The organism is Mesorhizobium sp. B2-6-2, from assembly GCF_006440615.1.
In the GTDB taxonomy this organism is placed as follows: Bacteria; Pseudomonadota; Alphaproteobacteria; order Rhizobiales; family Rhizobiaceae; genus Mesorhizobium.
In genome coordinates this window covers 183,515-203,245 of the sequence record NZ_VFUG01000005.1, presented here as the reverse complement: position 1 = coordinate 203,245, position 19,731 = coordinate 183,515, and the positions used below count along the sequence as shown (strand labels likewise).

The 19,731-nt window shown below is 63.7% G+C and carries 18 protein-coding genes; 12 read left to right on the top strand and 6 right to left on the bottom strand.

Annotated elements, in window-relative coordinates; all coding sequences use genetic code 11:
• Positions 1 to 6: 6 nt before the first annotated feature.
• From FJ419_RS13460 to phoB, 7 genes are all read left to right on the top strand, one after another.
• Positions 7 to 3,351: a response regulator gene (locus FJ419_RS13460; RefSeq protein ID WP_246679200.1), complete on the top strand. Its 3,345-nt coding sequence runs from the start codon at positions 7 to 9 to the stop codon at positions 3,349 to 3,351.
• Positions 3,352 to 3,844: 493 nt separating this feature from the next.
• A complete protein-coding gene (pstS, locus tag FJ419_RS13455) occupies positions 3,845 to 4,903 on the top strand; it encodes a phosphate ABC transporter substrate-binding protein PstS (protein WP_140693072.1) in 1,059 nt (352 codons plus the stop codon).
• Between the two features lie 64 nt (positions 4,904 to 4,967).
• Complete coding sequence (gene pstC, locus FJ419_RS13450; protein WP_140693067.1) at positions 4,968 to 5,954, top strand: phosphate ABC transporter permease subunit PstC; 987 nt, start codon at positions 4,968 to 4,970, stop codon at positions 5,952 to 5,954.
• A gap of 3 nt (positions 5,955 to 5,957) precedes the next feature.
• The gene (gene pstA / locus FJ419_RS13445) at positions 5,958 to 6,809 is read left to right on the top strand and encodes a phosphate ABC transporter permease PstA (RefSeq protein ID WP_140545896.1); all 852 of its coding nucleotides are present in this window, start codon (positions 5,958 to 5,960) and stop codon (positions 6,807 to 6,809) included.
• A complete protein-coding gene (gene pstB, locus FJ419_RS13440) occupies positions 6,806 to 7,609 on the top strand; it encodes a phosphate ABC transporter ATP-binding protein PstB (RefSeq protein ID WP_140693064.1) in 804 nt (267 codons plus the stop codon). The genes pstA and pstB overlap by 4 nt, the downstream gene beginning before the upstream one ends.
• A 20-nt stretch (positions 7,610 to 7,629) precedes the next feature.
• Positions 7,630 to 8,337 (top strand): phosphate signaling complex protein PhoU, encoded by a 708-nt coding sequence (gene phoU, locus FJ419_RS13435; RefSeq protein WP_140545898.1) that lies wholly within the window; start codon positions 7,630 to 7,632, stop codon positions 8,335 to 8,337.
• Between the two features lie 16 nt (positions 8,338 to 8,353).
• On the top strand, positions 8,354 to 9,043 hold the full coding sequence (gene phoB, locus FJ419_RS13430) for a phosphate regulon transcriptional regulator PhoB (protein WP_010911896.1): 690 nt from the start codon (positions 8,354 to 8,356) through the stop codon (positions 9,041 to 9,043).
• A 322-nt stretch (positions 9,044 to 9,365) separates the two neighbouring features.
• On the opposite strand, the gene FJ419_RS13425 is transcribed toward phoB, so the two are convergent.
• The gene (locus tag FJ419_RS13425) at positions 9,366 to 10,610 is read right to left on the bottom strand and encodes an ROK family protein (RefSeq protein ID WP_140693061.1); all 1,245 of its coding nucleotides are present in this window, start codon (positions 10,608 to 10,610) and stop codon (positions 9,366 to 9,368) included.
• A gap of 268 nt (positions 10,611 to 10,878) precedes the next feature.
• Between FJ419_RS13425 and xylF the strand changes: the two genes are divergently transcribed.
• The 4 genes from xylF (at position 10,879) to FJ419_RS13405 (ending at position 15,993) form a co-directional block, all read left to right on the top strand.
• Positions 10,879 to 11,919, top strand: coding sequence for a D-xylose ABC transporter substrate-binding protein (gene xylF, locus FJ419_RS13420; RefSeq protein ID WP_140633154.1), 1,041 nt, complete (start codon positions 10,879 to 10,881; stop codon positions 11,917 to 11,919).
• A 149-nt stretch (positions 11,920 to 12,068) separates the two neighbouring features.
• Complete coding sequence (locus FJ419_RS13415; protein ID WP_140693058.1) at positions 12,069 to 13,421, top strand: sugar ABC transporter permease; 1,353 nt, start codon at positions 12,069 to 12,071, stop codon at positions 13,419 to 13,421.
• A gap of 17 nt (positions 13,422 to 13,438) precedes the next feature.
• On the top strand, positions 13,439 to 14,239 hold the full coding sequence (locus tag FJ419_RS13410) for an ATP-binding cassette domain-containing protein (RefSeq protein ID WP_140693055.1): 801 nt from the start codon (positions 13,439 to 13,441) through the stop codon (positions 14,237 to 14,239).
• Between the two features lie 128 nt (positions 14,240 to 14,367).
• Positions 14,368 to 15,993, top strand: a complete 1,626-nt coding sequence (locus tag FJ419_RS13405; protein WP_140693044.1) for a CHASE domain-containing protein — start codon at positions 14,368 to 14,370, stop codon at positions 15,991 to 15,993.
• Between the two features lie 77 nt (positions 15,994 to 16,070).
• On the opposite strand, the gene FJ419_RS13400 is transcribed toward FJ419_RS13405, so the two are convergent.
• The 5 genes from FJ419_RS13400 to FJ419_RS13380 form a co-directional block, all read right to left on the bottom strand.
• Positions 16,071 to 16,316, bottom strand: a complete 246-nt coding sequence (locus FJ419_RS13400) for a YMGG-like glycine zipper-containing protein (RefSeq protein ID WP_140693029.1) — start codon at positions 16,314 to 16,316, stop codon at positions 16,071 to 16,073.
• A 256-nt stretch (positions 16,317 to 16,572) separates the two neighbouring features.
• The gene (locus FJ419_RS30770) at positions 16,573 to 16,743 is read right to left on the bottom strand and encodes a hypothetical protein (RefSeq protein WP_181164947.1); all 171 of its coding nucleotides are present in this window, start codon (positions 16,741 to 16,743) and stop codon (positions 16,573 to 16,575) included.
• A gap of 217 nt (positions 16,744 to 16,960) precedes the next feature.
• The gene (locus tag FJ419_RS13390) at positions 16,961 to 17,911 is read right to left on the bottom strand and encodes a sensor histidine kinase (RefSeq protein WP_246676508.1); all 951 of its coding nucleotides are present in this window, start codon (positions 17,909 to 17,911) and stop codon (positions 16,961 to 16,963) included.
• A 268-nt stretch (positions 17,912 to 18,179) separates the two neighbouring features.
• Positions 18,180 to 18,344, bottom strand: a complete 165-nt coding sequence (locus tag FJ419_RS13385) for a DUF1328 domain-containing protein (protein WP_018429836.1) — start codon at positions 18,342 to 18,344, stop codon at positions 18,180 to 18,182.
• A 169-nt stretch (positions 18,345 to 18,513) separates the two neighbouring features.
• Complete coding sequence (locus FJ419_RS13380; protein ID WP_095767378.1) at positions 18,514 to 19,308, bottom strand: response regulator; 795 nt, start codon at positions 19,306 to 19,308, stop codon at positions 18,514 to 18,516.
• 217 nt (positions 19,309 to 19,525) lie between these two features.
• Between FJ419_RS13380 and FJ419_RS13375 the strand changes: the two genes are divergently transcribed.
• Complete coding sequence (locus FJ419_RS13375) at positions 19,526 to 19,729, top strand: NepR family anti-sigma factor (RefSeq protein WP_095767379.1); 204 nt, start codon at positions 19,526 to 19,528, stop codon at positions 19,727 to 19,729.
• Positions 19,730 to 19,731: the final 2 nt, after the last annotated feature.

The window sequence follows — 19,731 nt, the reverse complement described above, 5'->3', positions numbered from 1 at the left end:
GTAGGAATGGCGGATACGGACGGGACTGTCGAGGCGGACAACAAGGCGGACAGGCGCGGCAACGAGGCCTTTCTCGGCGACGTCCACGATATGGCCGGGACCTCGGAAGCGCTTGCCAATCTCAGGCTGATGGTCGATTCGATGCCGATCGGCGTCATCGTTCTCGATGCCGAATTGCGGGCGGAGGTGGTCAACCGGGCATTTTACGACTTCTGGCAGATCGATCCCCTGCGCGCTCCGGCCGGCAGTCGCTTTCGCGACCTCATGGAAGCCAGTCGTGATGCCGATCCGTTCGGCGCCGAGGAACGCGCCTGGCAAAGCCATGTGGCCGAACGGGAGGCCGAAATCCGGGCTGGAAGCGCAGGGTCAAGGCAGTTGCCGCGCAAGGACGGCCGCACGCTGATCGCCTCGCTGGCGCCTCTTCCAGGCGGCAAGCGGATAATCTCCTATGTTGACATCACCGACATGAAACAGCGCGAGACCGAGGCGGAGGACGCGCGCAAGAACCTCGTCACCGTGCTGGAGTCGCTGCCGGCGGGGGTCATCATCTACGATCGCGACGACCGCTTCGTCTTCGCCAACCGCAAGCTGCAGGATTCGCTGCCGGCGCTGAAGCCGGCCTGGCAGCCTGGCCGCACATTCCGCGAGGCGTTGGCGCTTGGCCACTCCGTCGGCTACTTCCGCTCGAGCGGCGACCCCGGAATCGACAGCCTGTATGGCGTCGACACCGAGCGCTGGCTTGACGCCATGCTCAAGCGGTACCGTTTGCCGAGCTCGGCCTACGAACGCCTCAACGCCGACGGCCGCTGGTACCAGGTCTATGACATGCGCACCGACGACGGCACATTCATCGGCGTGCGCGTCGATATCACCGACATCAAGGCGCGCGAGAAGGCGTTGCGCGATTCCATGCGCCAGATCGATCTTTACCGGCATGTGATGGACGAACTGCCTGTGGCAGCCTTCATCAAGGCCGACGATCTCAGCATAGAATTCGTCAACAAGGCCTGGTGCGCGCTGACCGGACTGCCCAAGGACGAAGTGCTCGGCAAGACCGATCGCGAGCTTTTCGCGGCGCAAGAGGCGGACGGTTTCAGCAATGACGATAACGAAGTCGTGGCCACCGGCGCGGGACGCGAGATCGAGGAGGCCGTCACCCACCGCGACGGCACGGTGCGCCAGCTGATGACGCGCAAGAGCCGGCTGGTGGCGATCGACGGGTCGGTGCATCTGGTCGGCTCCAGCACCGACATCACCGACGTCAAGGCGCGCGAGCAGGCGCTGCGGCAGAGCATGAGCGAGAACGAGGTGTTCCGCAGCCTCATCGACAATGTGCCGGTGTCGATCTATGCCAAGCGTTCGGACCTCAGGCAATTCTACGTCAACAAGGGCTGGTGCGATCTCACCGGCTTCAGCAAGGAAGAAGCTGTCGGCAGGACCGATGTCGAGATTTTCGGCGCGGACGGCGAAGCCTTCGTCGCCGGCGACCTTGCCGTGCTGCGCACCGGCGAGACGCAGGAGATCGAAGAGACGGTGACGATGCCGGACGGCAGCGTCAGGCACCAGTTCGCGCGCAAGGGCGCGATGATCGCGTCGGACGGCTCGCTCTATCTCATCGGCTCCACCACCGACATCACCGAGCTCAAGCAGCGCGAGGCGGAGCTCAGCGAGGCGCGCCGGCGCGCCGTGCTTGCCGACCGGGCCAAGTCGGAATTCCTCGCCAATATGAGCCATGAGATCCGCACGCCGATGAACGGGGTTCTTGGTATGGCAGAGCTGCTGGCAAAGTCGGACCTCGATCCGAAGCAGAAGACGTTCACCGATATCATCGTCAAATCCGGCAACGCGCTGCTCACCATCATCAACGACATCCTCGATTTCTCGAAGATCGATGCCGGCCAGCTGGTGCTCGACCCTGCGCCCTTCAATCTGGCCGAGGCGATCGAGGATGTGGCGACGCTGGTGTCGACGCGCGCCAAGGAGAAGGACCTCGAGCTCATCGTTCGCATCCAGCCGGGCCTCGACGGCCAGTTCGTCGGCGATGTCGGCCGTGTCAGGCAGATCGTCACCAACCTGCTCGGCAACGCGGTGAAATTCACCGACAAGGGTCATGTCCTGGTCGACGTGACGGGTGAGCGGGTTCCCGCGGGAACGAGGCTTACCATTTCCGTGACCGATACCGGCATCGGCATTCCGGAAGACAAGCTGAAGCAGGTTTTCGAAAAATTCAGCCAGGTCGACACCTCCTCGACCAGGCGGCATGAGGGCACCGGGCTTGGCCTTGCCATCACCTCGCGGCTGGTCGAGATGATGGCCGGCGAGATCGGTGTCGACAGCGCCGAAGGCAAGGGTTCGACCTTCTGGTTCACGATCATGCTGCCCAAGGCCGAGCAGGGCGGTCAGCGCATCATGCCGGTCGACGTCACCGGCGCGCGCGTGCTCATCGTCGACGACAATGCCGTCAATCGCTCGATCCTCAGCGAGCAGATGGCGTCGTGGACGTTCGATTCCTGCGCGGCCGAAAGCGGCGCCGAAGGGTTGAAGGTGCTGATTGCCGCCGCCGCCTACGGCGTGCCGGTCGACTGCGTCGTGCTTGACTACCAGATGCCCGGCATGACCGGCGCCGAGATGGCGCGCATCGTGCGCAATACGGCGGGCCTGGCGCATACGCCCATCATCATGCTGACCTCGGTCGACCAGTCGCTTGCCGGCACGGCCTATCGCGACCTCGGCATCGATGCGCAGCTGATCAAACCGGCGCGCTCCTCCATTCTGCTGGAAACGCTGGTCTCGACCATCCAGCGCCACCGCCACAGCAGCGCGACGGCGCAACCCACCATTGGCACCGGCAGCCCCCCGCAAGCCGCTCCGGCGCAGACGGCGGCATCGGAGCGCGCCATGCTGCAACCGCCGCCGGCGCGGGCGCGTCCGCGCCCCGCCGATGCCGAGCGCGAGCTCGACATCCTCGTGGCCGAGGACAATGAGGTGAACCAGATGGTGTTCACCCAGATCCTTGGCGAGACCGGCTACCGCTTCGAGATCGTCGGCAACGGTCGCAAGGCGCTCGACGCCTTCGGCAGGCTCAATCCGCGCATGATCCTGATGGATGTATCGATGCCGGAAATGAACGGGCTGGAGGCGACGGGCGCCATCCGCCGGCTCGAGCAGGACATGGGCACGCATGTGCCGATCGTCGGCGTCACCGCACATGCGCTGAAGGGCGACCGCGAACGCTGCCTCGAAGCCGGCATGGACGATTACCTGCCGAAGCCGATCAGTCCGCGGGCGCTGCTCGAAAAGCTAGAGCGCTGGCTGGGTTCGGACGTCGAGACCCGGCGCAATGCCGGTTAAAACGAATTTGGCGGGCAGAACGGCGGCAAGAGGCTGACGCATGCGTATGGTGCGATCGCACCATACCAAAGCAAGCGCCAAGCTCGGACAATCGCGACATTGATTCCGCTCTTCGGTTACGGGCGGGAGCGGCGACCGCCAACAAGAAACAGCGTCGACTCTACCCCAACGGACCCTGTTTTCGGCGATGGCCAGGCCATGATCCGCTCTGGCTTACAGGCAACGCACTCTCGTCCGGCTTTTATTTCCCGGCGGCCGTCATCCGGCCGCCGGGATAAATTTTGTTTCAAAAGTCAGACAAGTTGCTGATTTCCGCGGCAAACTCCGGCCGGCCTTTCGAGGCTGACGCTGACCCCTTCCGTGCATCCCCCTTCAGGCGTTACCGGGCTGACACGAAACTGTCATGCGACTGTAATAATCGAGGGCTATTGCGCTGACCGGGCGCCGATACAACGGGTGCCGAAAGACCATCTTCCGAACAGGAGCAGGCCACATGAGACATTTCATCCGCTCGGCGGCCGTTGCAATTGCAATGGCTGCGGCATCAACCCTTAGCATGGCCGCCGCGATGGCAGCCGACATTTCCGGCGCCGGCGCCACCTTCCCCTATCCGATCTATGCGAAGTGGGCCGACGCCTACAAGAAGGAGACCGGCATCGGTCTCAACTACCAGTCGATCGGCTCCGGCGGCGGCATCAAGCAGATCAAGGCCAAGACCGTGACCTTCGGCGCTTCCGACGCGCCGCTGAAGGGCGAGGATCTCACCTCCACCGGCCTCGCGCAGTTCCCGATGGTGATGGGCGGCATCGTGCCGGTCGTCAACCTCGAAGGCGTCAAGCCGGGCGAGCTGGTTCTGGACGGCCCGACGCTGGCCGACATCTTCGCAGGCAAGATCACCAACTGGAACGATGCGGCAATCAAGAAGCTCAACCCCAAGATCAAGCTGCCCGACCAGGCGATCGCGGTCGTGCATCGTTCGGACGGCTCGGGCACCACCTTCAACTTCAGCTATTACCTGGCCGACGTCAGCGCCGACTGGAAGTCGAAGGTCGGTGTCAACACCGCGCTCGAATGGCCGGTGGGCATCGGCGCCAAGGGCAATGAAGGCGTCGCCAACAACGTCTCGCAGACCGGCGGCGCGATCGGCTATGTCGAATATGCCTATGCCAAGCAGAACAAGCTCACCTATACCGACATGGTGAACAAGGACGGCAAGAAGGTCGAGCCGACCGCGAAGGCGTTCTCGGCCGCCGCGGCCAATGCCGACTGGAACTCGCAGCCGGGCTACGGCGTCATCCTGGCCAACCAGGCGGGAGCCGAATCCTGGCCGATGACTTCCGCCACCTGGATCCTCGTCTACCAGAAGCCCGATGATGCGGCAGCCACGGCTGAAGCGCTCAAGTTCTTCGCCTGGTCCTATGCCAAGGGCGACAAGATGGCTGCTGAGCTTGACTACGTTCCGATGCCCGACAAGGTCGTGAAGAGCGTCGAGGAAATGTGGGGCAAGGACATCGTCGACAAGGACGGCAAGCCGGTCTACTCCGGCATGTAATTCCCGCTGAATGAGGAGGGCGCCTCTAGCGCCCTCCTGTCTCTTTCGAAATGCGAGGGGCTAAATGACAGCCGTTTCCGAAGCCGCGACATCGTCCGCCATGCGGACCAGGGAAGCGACAGTGCGCCGCTTCGCCGTCACCGACATGGTCTTCCGGACGGCGACGCGCCTTTCCGCCATGCTCGTGCTCGTTCTGCTCGGCGGGGTCGCGATATCGCTGGTCGCCGGATCGTGGGAGGCGCTGTCGAAGTTCGGCTTCTCCTTCCTGACCACCGAATCCTGGAACCCGGTCACCGAGAATTTCGGCGCGCTCGCGCCCATCTACGGCACCATCGTCACCTCGGCCATCGCCATTCTCATCGCCGTGCCGATCGGCATCGGCATCGCCGTCTTCCTGACCGAGCTCTGCCCGCGCCCGCTCAGGCGTCCGATCGGCATCGCGGTCGAGCTGCTCGCCGGCATTCCCTCGATCATTTACGGCATCTGGGGCCTGTTCGTCTTCGCGCCGTTCCTGCAGACGACCGTGCAGCCCTTCATCATCAGTCTTTTCCACGGCATACCGGGGCTCTCCAGCCTGTTTGCCGGTCCGCCCTACGGCATCGGCCTGCTGACCTCGTCGCTAATCCTCGCCATCATGGTGCTGCCCTTCATCACCTCGATCACCAAGGACGTGTTCGACACGGTGCCGGCGGTGCTGAAGGAATCGGCCTACGGTATCGGCTGCACGACCTGGGAAGTGACCCGGCGCGTGACCATCCCCTACACCCGCGTCGGCATCATGGGCGGTGTCATGCTCGGCCTCGGCCGCGCGCTCGGCGAGACGATGGCCGTCACCTTCGTCATCGGCAACGCGCACCGCATCAGCGCCTCGCTGTTTGCGCCGGGCACGACGATTTCGGCGACCATCGCCAACGAATTCACCGAAGCTGACGGCAACCTCTATACATCCTCGCTGGTATCGCTCGGCCTGATCCTGTTCGTCATCACCTTCATCATCCTCGCGCTCGCACGCTACATGCTGTTGCGCATCGATAGCCGCACGGGAGCCTGACCGATGTCGACTGCCCAATCGCTTCACCAAAGCCGCAAGCGCAAGAATGGCGTGATGATGACGCTGTGCGTCGTCGCGGCGGGCATCGGGCTGGCCTGGCTGGCGCTGATCCTCGGCGCCCTGCTCTACAAGGGACTTTCCGGGGTGTCGCTCTCCGTGTTCACGGAAATGACGCCGCCGCCCGGCGATGCCGGCGGCCTGCTCAACGCCATCTACGGCAGCATCGTCATGACGATCATCGGTATCTTCGTCGGCACGCCGATCGGCGTGCTGGCCGGCACCTACATGGCCGAATACGGACGCTTCTCGAAGCTCACGACGGTGGTGCGCTTCATCAACGACATCCTCTTGTCGGCGCCGTCGATCATCATCGGTCTGTTCGTCTACGAGCTGATGGTGCGGCCGATGGGGCACTTCTCGGCGATCGCCGGCGCGGTCGCGCTGTCGATCCTGGTGATCCCCGTCGTGGTGCGCACCACCGAGGACATGCTGAACCTTGTGCCCAACGCGCTGCGCGAAGCAGGCACCGCCATCGGAGCGCCGCGCTGGGTGGTGATCCGCTCGGTTGCCTATCGCGCGGCGCTCTCCGGCATCGTCACCGGCATCCTTTTGGCGATCGCCCGCATCTCCGGCGAGACGGCGCCGCTTCTCTTCACCGCGCTCAACAACCAGTTCTGGTCGAGCAATCTCAATGCGCCGATGGCCAGCCTGCCGGTAACCATCTTCCAGTTCGCTCTCAGCCCCTACGAGGAATGGCAGCAACTGGCCTGGACGGGCGCACTCATAATCACCCTGACGGTTCTCGGGCTGAGCATCATCGCCCGCAGCCTAACCGGACGCAGAGAGGACAGATGAAACCGATGTTGTCCACCGACCTGAACGCAGCCGATACGACCGTCGAGAAGGCCAAGATCGAGGTCAGGAACCTCAATTTCTACTATGGCCAGTCGAAGGCGCTGAAGGACATCAACCTGTCCCTGCCCGAGCGCAGCGTGACCGCCTTCATCGGCCCGTCGGGCTGCGGGAAGTCGACGCTGCTGCGCGTGCTCAACCGCATCTACGAGCTCTATCCGAAGCAGAGCGCCGAGGGCCAGGTGCTGCTCGACGGCAAGAACATCCTCGACCGCTCGCAGGACCTCAACCTGCTCAGGACCAAGATCGGCATGGTGTTCCAGAAGCCGACGCCGTTCCCGATGTCGATCTACGAGAACATCGCTTTCGGCGTCAGGCTCTATGAGAAGATCAGCAAGGCCGAGATGGACGGCCGCGTCGAGCAGGCGCTGAAGCGCGCCGCACTCTGGAACGAGGTCAAGGACAAGCTCAACGCCAGCGGCCTCAGCCTCTCGGGCGGCCAGCAGCAGCGCCTGTGCATCGCCCGTACCGTGGCGGTGAAGCCCGAGGTCATCCTGCTCGACGAGCCGGCCTCGGCGCTCGATCCGCTGTCGACCGCCAAGATCGAGGAACTGATCGACGAGCTGCAGGCCGACTACACGATCGTCATCGTCACCCACAACATGCAGCAGGCGGCGCGTGTGTCGCGGCAGACGGCGTTCATGTATCTGGGCGAGCTGGTGGAGTTCGACCGGACCGAGAAGATCTTCACCTCGCCCCGCGAAAAGCGCACGCAGGACTACATCACCGGCCGCTTCGGCTGAGCTCATACGAGGACATCATCATGGCCGAACATACCGTCGCTTCCTTCGACGAGGATCTGAGACAGATCAGCCGGCTCATAAACGACATGGGCGATCTCGCCAGCTCGATGGTCGGCGCTTCGACCAGAGCCCTGCTCGAGACCGACAATGCCATGGCGCAGCGCGTCGTTTCCGACGATGCCATCATGGACGCGCGCCAGCGCGAGCTCGACGACCGCGCCATCACGCTGATCGCCAAGCGCCAGCCGATGGCCGATGATCTGCGCAACGTGGTCGGCTCGATCCGCATGGCGGGCGACCTCGAACGCATCGGCGATCTCGCCAAGAACATCGCCAAGCGCGTCGGTTCGGTCGGCGTCAGCGCCGCGCCGCGAGACCTCACGCATTCGATCGATTCCATGGCGCAGCTGGTACTGATCCAGGTCCAGGCCGTGATCCAGGAATATACGGTGGGCGACGCCACGGCGCTGGCCAAGCTTCGCAACGACGACGAGCGCATCGACGTCAAATACACATCCGTCTTCCGCGAGCTCCTGACCTACATGATGGAAGACCCGCGCAACATCACCGCCTGCACGCATCTTCTGTTCTGCGCCAAGAATCTCGAGCGCATCGGCGACCATGTGACCAACATCGCCGAGAACGCCTATTATGTGCTGACCGGCACGCAATTGCCCGCGAATCGTCCCAAGCAGGACGAAACGACAATGTCGGCGCCGGCGGCCTGACGAAGGGTATCTGCCAATGATCGCGCCACGCATCATGGTGGTGGAGGACGAGGAGCCGCTTGGGGTGCTGCTCCGCTACAATCTCGAATCCGAGGGTTACCAGGTCGAAGTGGTGACCCGCGGCGACGAGGCCGAAATCCGCCTTCAGGAAAACGTTCCCGACCTGCTCGTGCTCGACTGGATGGTGCCTGCGGTTTCCGGCATCGAGCTCTGCCGGCGCCTCAGGATGCGGCCCGAGACCGAGCGGCTGCCGATCATCATGCTGACCGCGCGGGGCGAGGAAAGCGACCGCGTGCGCGGCCTTTCGACCGGCGCCGACGACTATCTGGTCAAGCCGTTCTCGACACCGGAGTTCATGGCGCGCGTCAAAGCGCTGCTGCGCCGCGCCAAGCCGGAGGTGCTGTCCAGCGTGCTCAAGGTCGGCGACATCGTGCTCGACCGCGAGTCGCACCGCGTCTACCGCAAGAAGAGCGAGATCAGGCTCGGCCCGACCGAGTTCCGGCTGCTCGAATTCATGATGCGTCATCCCGGCCGGGTGTTCTCGCGCAGCCAGCTGCTCGACAATGTCTGGGGCGAGACGATCTATATCGATGAGCGCACCGTCGACGTCCATGTCGGCCGCCTGCGCAAGGCCGTCAACAACGGCCGCATGCCGGACGTCATCCGCACCATCCGCGGCGCGGGTTACGCGATCAGGGAAGATTAGGCCCAGGGCGCCGAAGTCCTGACGGGCCAAGCACTTCCAACATCCGCGCTGGTGAGTAGCCGAGACGCTTGTGCCTCGTCATCCACGGGCGGAGCAAGGAGCGCAGCGACGCAGCGCAGACCCGAGGATCCATTCCGTGATGTCGACGCGCCGCGGCGGTCCAGAATTTTGCACCGCTGCGCTCGACGCGTGAGGTAACGGCATGGATTCCAGGGTTTCCGCGACGGAGCTTCGCTCCTGCTCCGCCCTGGAATGACGAAGCTGTGGGGCCTTCGCTAATTTCAAGCGTCTGCTGCTGTCCCCGGACCTCTTCAAGGCTGCCTCAGGCCACGTTCTTGCCTGCGGCACCCGCTCTCGCCTGGCCTCCCGGCGCGAAAATCTCCTGGTCGACGAAAGTCAGCGCGCGCATGGCGCAGCCTTCGCGGATCAGCGGCAACTCGTTCGGTTCGGTGTCGAAGGAGATCGATTCCGAGTGCTGGCCGCCGGCGGTCTGGGCGATCGCCTCGCGCAGCGCCGGCTCGATCAGGTCGAAGGCGGCCGCGCTGACGCCGACCATGGCAACGGGCGCCGGATCGATGAGGGCGAACAGGCTGCCGAGACCGAAACCAAGCGCTTCGCCGGCCCGGCGATAAGCCTCCCGTTCGGGGCCGTCCCTCTCGCGCGCCTTCGCGGCAAGGGCCCGCATGTCGGCGTCGCCGACGTCGACCGGCTCGGCCTCCTCGCTCATTTTCATGGCGCTGCGCCAGATCGCATAGTTGCCGGCATAGGCCTCAACGCAGCCGCGGCGGCCGCAGCGGCAAAGCGCCCCGCCCGGGCGGTGAATCATGTGGCCGAACTCGCCGCCGGAGGAATGCGTGCCGGTGAACAGCGCACCCTTGAGCACGAGACCCATGCCGATGCCGTGCGACAACAGGATGGCGATGAAGTCGTCGCGATAGCGCTCCGGGTCGCGCCATTGCAGCGCCACCGCCATCATGTTGCAGTCATTCTCCATGGTGGCGGAGATGCCGAATTCCTTCTCGAGGATGTCGGCGAAAGGAATGTCGGTCAGCGGCGTTATCGGCGACCAGAGCATGGCGCGTGCATGCGAATCTGTGATGCCCTGGATGCCCATGGCGATGCGGGCGACGCTGCCAATGTCGAGGTCGGGATCCTGCAGCCGGCGCCGCACGATCGCCACGCATTCGCCGATCAGCTCGTCGCGGGGCATGCCAAGCGTGTCCAGGCGCTGCTGCTCCTCGGCAACAACTTGGCCGGCATAATCGATCACGGCGACCGACAGGAAGTTCAGCGACAACACCACGGTCAGCACCGCGGCGGCTTCAGGGCTCAGCGCCAGGCCGATCTGCGGCCGGCCGCGTTTCAACGCCGCCGGCTCGCTGGCCTTGCTTTCGGTGAGAATGCCCTCCTGGATCAGGTCGGCGGAGATCGCCGAAATGGTCGAGTGGCTGAGCCCGGTGGTGGCGGCAATTTCGGTCCGTGATGGCTGACCGGCGCGGCGTACCGCCGAAATCACCATGGCCCGGTTGCGCCGGCGCAAATCGTCGTGGCGGATTCCGACCGACATTGTTTCGCATGTCCTCCCCGGTCATCGCGGCCTTGTGATAATGCCATGGCCTGTCGCTGACACGCTAGGGATTGTGGCAGAAGCCAGGGGTTATGTCATTATTTATTGCGGATGCCGAAAAAAATGCATGGACCCATCAAAACCCATCAGAATCTCGGTTGACAGCGTCGTTATGCTGGACCACTATTTTTTTGAGGCTCGAAAAAAAGCCTCTGTGCCGGCCTTCGGGCCAGTCTGGGTCGCGCCGCACTGGCGCAGGGAGGATATCATGAAGAAATTTGCAGCCGCCATTCTGGCGGGCGTTGCCATGTCGCTGACGCTGGCGTCCGTGGCCGAGGCGAAGGACAAGGTGATCGGCGTGTCGTGGTCGAATTTCCAGGAAGAGCGCTGGAAAACCGACGAAGCAGCGATGAAGGCCGCCATCGAGGCCGCCGGCGACAAGTATATTTCGGCCGACGCGCAGTCCAATCCGGGCAAGCAGCTGACCGACGTCGAAAGCCTGATCTCGCAGGGCGCCAACGCGCTGATCATCCTTGCACAGGATGCCTCGGCAATCGGCCCGGCGGTGCAGAAGGCGCTCGATGAAGGAATCCCGGTCGTCGGCTACGACCGCCTGATCGAGAACAAGGACGTGTTCTACCTGACCTTCGACAACAAGGAAGTCGGGCGCATGCAGGCCCGCGGGGTGTTCCAGGCCAAGCCGGAAGGCAACTACGTCTTCATCAAGGGCTCGGGCTCCGATCCCAACGCCGACTTCCTGTTCGCGGGCTCCATGGAAGTCCTGAAGGACGCCATCGACAGCGGCAAGATTAAGAATGTCGGCGAGGCCTATACGGACGGCTGGCTGCCGGCCAACGCGCAGAAGAACATGGAGCAGTTCCTGACCGCCAACGACAACAAGGTCGACGCGGTCGTGGCTGCCAATGACGGCACCGCCGGCGGCGTCGTCGCGGCGCTGACGGCGCAGGGCCTGGCCGGCACCGTGCCGGTCTCGGGCCAGGACGGCGACCACGCGGCGCTCAACCGCATCGCGCTCGGCACGCAGACCGTGTCGGTGTGGAAAGACGCGCGCGAGCTCGGCAAGAACGCCGCCGAGATCGCCTCGCAGCTCGCCGACGGCAAGAAGATGGGCGACATCGCCGGCGCCAAGGACTTCACGACGCCCGGCGGCAACACCGTCAAGTCGCTGTTCCTGACGCCGATCGCGATCACCAAGGACAATCTCAACGTCGTCATCGACGCCGGTTGGATCAAGAAGGACGAGGTCTGCGCGGGCGTACCCGCCGGCAGCGTCAAGGTCTGCAACTGAGCCTTGCCGACGTTCGATCAAAAATACCTGCGCCGCGGCCTGAAAGCCGCGGCGTTTTCTCAAAAAGATTTGTGTTTCCGCCTTTGGCGGATAGCTTTTAGGCTTGGCTAGGTATTCGCGCCAGACGGGCAGGCCGGCGGGAGGAAATCATGACCGACACGACGTCTACCCAACCGGCGGACACCGCGCGCGCGTCGGAACTCGGCACTGTGGCCCGGTTCCTGAAGGCGACCGAGCTCGACACCCGCATGCTGGGCATGATCGGCGCGCTGCTCCTGATCTGGACCGGGCTGCATGTGATTTCCAGCCTGCGGCTTGGCGTCAATCCGCTCGACTTCGACAGCCGCACGTTCCTGACGCCGCGCAATCTTTGGAACCTGTCGGTTCAGTCTTCGGCCGTGGCGATCATGGCCTCCGGCATGGTGCTGGTCATCGTCATGCGCAACATCGACCTGTCGGTCGGGTCGGCCGAAGGGCTGATCGGCATGGTCATGGGCTTTGCCCAGGCGCATTTCCTGGTTCGCTTCGTCGGGCTTGAACTGGGAAATCCCTGGATCTGGGTTCTGGCGTTGCTGATCGGCCTGGCGCTCGGCCTCATCATCGGCGCCTTCCAGGGCTTCGTCATCGCCTATCTCGAAGTGCCGGCCTTTATCGTTACCCTGGGCGGATTGCTGGTATGGCGGGGCGCTGCCTGGTGGGTCACCAGCGGCCAGACCGTTGCGCCGCTCGACGCCACATTCCAGTTGATGGGCGGCGGCCCGGCGGGCTCGATCGGCGCCAAATGGAGCTGGGCCGTCGGCATCGTCGCCTGCCTGGCGGTCATCTTCATGCATTTCAACGGCCGCGTGCAGCGCAAGCGCTTCCGCTTCCCGCTGCGTCCGGTCTGGGCCGAGACGTTGCTTGCCACGGTCACCTGCGCGGTCATCCTGGGCGCGGTGTGGCTCGCCAATTCCTATCCGTGGCCGGTCGGCATCGTGAACCGCTACGCCGCCGCCAACAACATCACCGTGCCCGAAGGCGGGCTGTTCATCGCGCATGGCATCGCCATTCCGGTGCTGATGGCGGTCGCCGTCGGCCTGATCATGACCTTCGTCACCAAGCGCACGCGTTTCGGCCGCTACGTCTTTGCCATCGGCGGCAATCCGGAAGCCGCCAATCTTGCCGGCATCAACACGCGCTGGATCACCATGAAGGTGTTCATGATCATGGGCGTGTTGGCGACGATCGCGGCGGCGATCTCTTCGGCCAGGCAGAACTCCTCGACAAACGCGCTGGGGACGCTGGATGAACTGCTGGTCATCGCCGCGGCGGTCATCGGCGGCACGTCGCTCGCAGGCGGTTCCGGAACCGTGCTCGGCGCCATGCTGGGCGCTTTGCTGATGCAGTCGCTGCAATCCGGCATGGTGCTGCTCGGCGTCGATTCACCGCTGCAGAGCATCGTCGTGGGCGCCGTGCTGGTCGTCGCGGTGTGGCTCGACACCCTCTACCGCAAGCGCGTCTGATAGAGAGGAGAAGGACCATGGCTGAAAAATCCGCTCCCGCCGGCGTTCCGCTGGTCGATATGCGCAACGTTTCGATCGCCTTCGGCGGCATCCGCGCCGTCGACGACGCATCCGTCGATCTTTTCCCCGGCGAAGTGATGGCGCTGCTCGGCCACAATGGCGCCGGCAAATCGACGCTGATCAAGATCCTGTCCGGGGCCTATAAGCGCGACAGCGGACAGATATTCATCAATGGCGAGGAGGCTTCGATCTCCAATCCGCGCGACGCCAAGAAATACGGCGTCGAGACGATCTACCAGACGCTGGCGCTGGCCGACAATGTCGATGCCGCGGCCAATCTCTTCCTCGGCCGCGAGCTGATGACGGGTTGGGGCACGCTCGACGACGTCGCCATGGAGGCCGAGGCGCGCAAGGTGATGGGCCGGCTCAATCCGCGTTTCCAGCGCTTCAAGGAGCCGGTGATCAAGCTGTCGGGCGGACAGCGGCAGTCAGTGGCGATCGCGCGCGCGATCCTATTCAACGCCCGTATCCTGATCATGGACGAGCCGACGGCGGCGCTCGGCCCGCAAGAGACGGCGCAGGTCGGCGAACTGGTCAAGCAGCTCAAGGCCGACGGCATCGGCATCTTCCTGATCAGCCACGACATCCACGACGTGTTTGAGCTCGCCGACCGGGTCTGCGTGATGAAGAACGGCCAAGTCGTCGGCACCGCGCGCACGACCGATGTCACCCAGGACGAGGTGCTCGGCATGATCATTCTCGGCAGATGCCCGCCAGGCGCCGTTCCAGGCCCGGGGGCGCTGAAGATCGCGGCATGAAGTCGAACTAGTAGCCGGCTAATTAACGGCTGCGTGATGTGCCAGCCGCGGTGATGGTTTGACCGCGCCATTGTGTTGGCGCCGAGACTTGCCCATAAAGATCGTCGACCGTCCACGGGCCGCATGATTTGAAGAAGCTCTTTCCGATCGTTGCCTTTGTCGCCGTCGCGCTGATCAGCCTGACCATGGCAGGGTTCGCCTATTTCGCGACGCAGGAGGCGGCGCGGATCAAGTTCGAGGGCACGGCCGACGACGCGCTCAGCCGCATCGAGAGCCGCGTCGACCTGCACCTGTCGCTGCTGCGTTCGACGCAGGCGCTGTTCGATGCCCGCAACGGCGACATCTCGCGCGGCGAATTCAAGGCCTTCTTCAGCGCGCTCGACATCGACGACAATTTCGCCGGACTGCGCGGCATCGGCTTCCTGAGGCTCGCCAAGACCGGCGACGAGGCAGCGGTGGAACGCGACATCCTGCACGATCATGGGTCAGCGCATCCGATCTATCCGGCCACCAGCGAGCAGCAATGGCGAACGCCGATCATGCTTTTCGAGCCGCTCGATACGTCCAATCAGTCGTTCATCGGCTTCGATATGTTCAGCGAGCCGGCACGGCGGACGGCGATCGAGAAAGCCATGGCCGACGACCAGCAGCATGCCAGCGGCCTTATCCAACTCGGCCAGGCCATGGGCGCGAAGCAGACCTTTCCGGGGTTCCTGGTCTTCGTGCGGCTGAACGTGGAAACGGCGCCGGACGTCATCAATGCCAGCCGCTCCTCGACCGCTGGCTTTCTCTATGCCGCTTTCCGCGCGCACGACTTGTTCCAGGTCGCGCTCAGCCACGCACCGCTGCTGCCGGTCAATGTCGAGGTCTATGACGGCAAGCCCGAGGCCGGCAATTTGCTATTCCGGTCGGAAGCTCCTCCGGCGGAACGCATCGGCGCGAGGTTTCTGGCACGCCGCGATATCGTCGTGGCGGGCCAACCGTGGACTTTGCTGTTCAGGCCGACAAGCGCCTTCGAACCGCCGTCCTCACGCGCCATTCCGGTGATGCTCGGGCTGTTCGGCCTGCTGCTTGCCGGCGCCATCGCGTTGGTGGCGAACTACCAGGAGCGCGCCTATGAGGCGAAATCGGCGCTGCACGAGGCGACCGAAAAGAGCTTGCTGGAAAAGGATCTGATCCTGCAGGAGATGAAGCACCGCATCAAGAATTCGATCACCCGCGTGCTGGCGATCGCGCGGCAGACGGCCTCGCAAGCCACCGACGTGAAGGAGTTTTCGGCATCGTTCTCGGCTCGCCTGCAGGCCATGGCTGCATCGCAAGATATGCTGACGCGTTCGCGCTGGCAGAAAGCGGATCTCGGCGACCTGTTGCGCATCGAGCTCGGGCAGGTGTTCGGCAAGGACCTTCCCGACGGCGTGTTGTCAGGGCCGGAGGTGCTGCTGGACGAGACGACGACGCAGGCGCTCGGGCTGACCTTCCACGAACTTGCCACCAACGCGCTGAAATATGGCGAGGCCGGCAGTTCGGTGGGCGCCCTCAAGGTCGACTGGAGCGTCAACGGCCGCGGTCGCGAGCGGACGCTGCTCTTGAACTGGCGCGAAACGGGTCAGAAGAACCTGGAAGCACCGGCCAAGACCGGCTTCGGCACCAGGTTGATAGATCTCAATGTCACGCGCGAACTGCGCGGCACGATCGCGCGCGACTACCACGCCGACGGATTGAAGGTGGAGATCAGGATTCCGCTGGCCGCGTAAGGCAAATCAGCGACTTGAATTTGAATTCGGAACAAACCGGAGGCCGGCTGCCGGCCCCCGGTCTTTCCCGTGCTGAACTAGTTGCAGCGAGCCGTGTAGATCCGGCCGCGATGATCGCGATACTGGCAATAGCCGTTGCGCAGGTTGCGAACCAGAAGGCCCGACCCGGCGCCGACGGCCGCGCCGATCAGCGCACCCTTGCTGCCGCCGACCAAGCCGCCCACGCCGGCGCCGATCAGGCCGCCGCCGACGACGTCCTGCTCGGTCGTTGTGCAGCCGCTGACAGCGACCACGGCAAGCATGGCAATCATCATCTTCCGCATAGAATTGCTCCTCACTTTTGTCCGCACTTTCGGCAGTGCCAGCAACCATTTAGCATGAAAAAAGGTGCTGTGCCTGCCCGATTTCACTGTTGCCTAACGTAGTCTTTTCGGGGCGCTCGCCGTTCGACGCGACAAGCATGCCGGGCACCTCCAGTGTTGCGACCAGCGTGCCGTCGGGCCGCACGTTCCAGACGATCCGGTCGCAGTCGTCCAGCGCGGGATCCGCAGTGGCTGAGGGTCAAAGCCGCATGCGGGGTCAGAACAATTGCCAGGCCGCGGTCAGGGCCACGGCGGCCAGAAGCGCGATCGCGCCCAGGCGGAGCGAAAGATGCGACGACCGCGGCGCCGGCGGCAGCTCGGCATCCTGGAAGCCGCTCATCGAGACGCGGGCGGCCTGCTCCAGCCTGTTCATGTCGGCAACCATCATTTCAGTCTCCCCAGGTCGCGCCGGGGCGCGGATGGGTTTCCGGCGCATCGTCAGCCGGGAGCACAGGATCGGACTTTATGGTGAACAGCCGGTTAAGGGCCTCCGCCGGCAAAGCGCTCCCGTCTCCGTTTGACGCAATGCGGACGGACAACTACGGCGAAGCCGCCTGACCGTTGCGCACTTTGCCTGGAATGCTCCTACGCCATCGGCGGCGCTCTCAATCCGTCTCGAAATTCCCGTGCGGGACGGTGAGACGGTATTCCATCCGGTCTCTGCCGATTTCCAGCGTCGCGGAGCCATTCAGCGACATCGGCACGACGCGTTCCAGCGCCACGCTGCCGAAACGCTTCTCATTGCGGGTGGCGTCGCCGACCGCCTCGGTCCAGGTCAGCAAGAGGTTGGGCGAGGTTCCGTCTTCGGCCTCGAGCCTGGCGCGGACCTCGACATGGCCGTCCGGCCGCGACAGTGCGCCATAGCTTACGGAGTTGACGGCCAGCTCATGCATGGCGAGACCGATATGCAGGGCGGCGTTGGGGTTGAGGTAAGGATTTTCGCCCGCGAACCGCAGGCTTTGAGCCAGATCGCTGCTGTAGCGGCCGACCTGGCCGGATACGAGCTCGTGCAGCGCGGCTCCTCGCCAGTTGGAGGATGTGACGAGATCCTGCGAAGACGCGAGCGATTGCAGCCGGCCGCGAAACCGCGCCAGGAACTCGCCGAGCGTCTCCGTGTAGCGCCCGGTCTGAGTGGCGATGCTCTGAATGATGGCGAGGAGATTTTTCGATCGATGGCTGACTTCGCGCAGCAATGTCTTCAGCGTCTGCTCGCGGCGTTTCTGCTCCGTCGTCTCCACCATCGTCGTGACGACGCCGAGGACATCGCCGGCTTCCCCCCGGTCTGCATCGATCCAAAGCTGGAACCAACGTACGCCCTGGTGCCCCGGAATGCTGAGCTCGAGCTGGTCCGGGTTGCCGGATTCGATCACCTTGAGTTTGGCGGCCCTTATGCGTTCGGCCTGCGCCGGCGAGAGCAAGTCCTTGCCGTCGGCTGTATCGGACGCCCAGGGCGCGTTCATGTTGCGCGCCCAGACCGTTTCCATCTGCCGATCCTGGTAGAGAACCGAAATCCCGGCATTGTGCAGGGCATGAAGCAAGGCACGCCCGACCTGCATCCCGCTTTCCGAAGGATGCATCGCGATCACTTCGCCGTCTTGCTTTTCAAGCCTGTCTTGCGTGGGACCTTGGGAAGGCATCGGAGAAATCCCCCACTCGGCCCTTGAACGGCCCAATCCGCAACTTGTTCCGCACGAGTCGACACCCTGGAATTACAGGGTCTCCAAAAAGGGCTCTCCAAAAACGGTCCGCCGGACGGTGCTCTTTCGAGGCGCCGTCCGGCGGTGGCTGGAAACCGTTTGAGGGGTGCGGCTTCCAGTGTCGCGGTCAGGCTCTCCTGAAGAGGCCTGCAATGAGCGAAATCACCAGGAAGGCGAGAAAGATAAAGAACAGGATTTGCGCGATGCCTGCCGATGTGCCGGCGATTCCGCCGAACCCAAGCGCGCCGGCGATGATCGCAACTACGAGAAATACGAGCGCCCAGTACAGCATGATGCGTCTCCTTCTTATGTCGGGAAAAGAACGTGGCCGGATGTCGTTTGTTCCACCATTTGCTGAAAAAGACGATCCCCTTGAGCGGGCTTTTCCGACCGCACACAGCCAAGCGTCACGCACGGCGCGAAGCCCTCGCATGACGTTCGAGGTCGAGCCTCGGAAGGGATCAGGCGGCGGCCTTGGCCTGACGGTCGAAGAACAGGGCCTGGCTGATCAAAGCCTTGACCATGTCGGGATTGAACGGCTTGGTGACCAGGAAGGCCGGCTCGGGCCGTTCGCCGGTCAGCAGGCGTTCAGGGAAGGCGGTGATGAAGATCACCGGCACAGGCGTCGAGGACAAAATCTCGTTGACGGCTTCGATGCCCGAGCTCCCATCGGCGAGCTGGATGTCGGCCAGAACCATTTTCGGCCGCGTTCTGCCGAACAAGGCCACAGCCTCGGCATGCGTGCGCGCCGTGCCGACGACGCGGTGGCCGAGGCTCTCGACCATCTCCTCAATGTCCATGGCGATCAGCGGCTCGTCCTCGATGATCAGCACGTCGGTCGCGACTTGCCGGGAAATCTCGTTGCTCGCCTGGGCAAGCAGCTCCGAGAACTCATCCTCGTCGACGTCGAGGATCTCCGCCGCCTCGTCCTCGCTGAAGCCCTCGACGGCAACCAGAAGGAAAGCCTGCCTCGGCAGGGGCGCGATCGCATTCAGATTGGCCGCGGCCCGCTGCTCCCAGGCGGTCTGCGCCTGTTCCTGCGGCACGCGGATGGCCACGGAGGTAAACAGCCTGGCGAAAACCTTATACAGCGCAATACGGTCGCTCGAGGCTTCGGGGAAGATATTGGTATCGGCGATAATGGCTTCCAGCATCGCGGCGACCAGCGCGTCACCGCTCTCCTGCGACCCCGACACCGCGCGCGAGAAGCGGCGAAGGAACGGGAGATGAGGAGCGATGGTTGCGGACAGACTCATTATTGACGTCTCCCTCAGATGACGTTCATGTTCAAGGCCGCATTGGTTGCAAGCCCCTCTGCATCAAACGCCGGCTTTCGGAAAAAGTTCCGCCGGCCGCGGAACTAAATTAGCAGGCGAGCGTTTCGGATCCAGGGATGGGCAACCAGACGAGGGTTCCGCTTGCGTTGTGGTTTGAAGTCGAAGAGCGGCTCGGGTGCTGGAAATTAGGGCTATTATGAAGGAAATGTCAAAAAAACAGATGGCTGATGCCGCAAGCCGGCATCGGAACGGGGATGGCAATCCGCTTGGTGCAAACTCCGAAATCGCTCGCAAGCTCAAGCAGTATTATGACGAACTGGTCTCGGATCATGTGCCGGACCGTTTCGCTCAGCTGCTCAGCCAGCTGGAACAGACCGAACCTGCCCAGAAAAAGGACTGAGG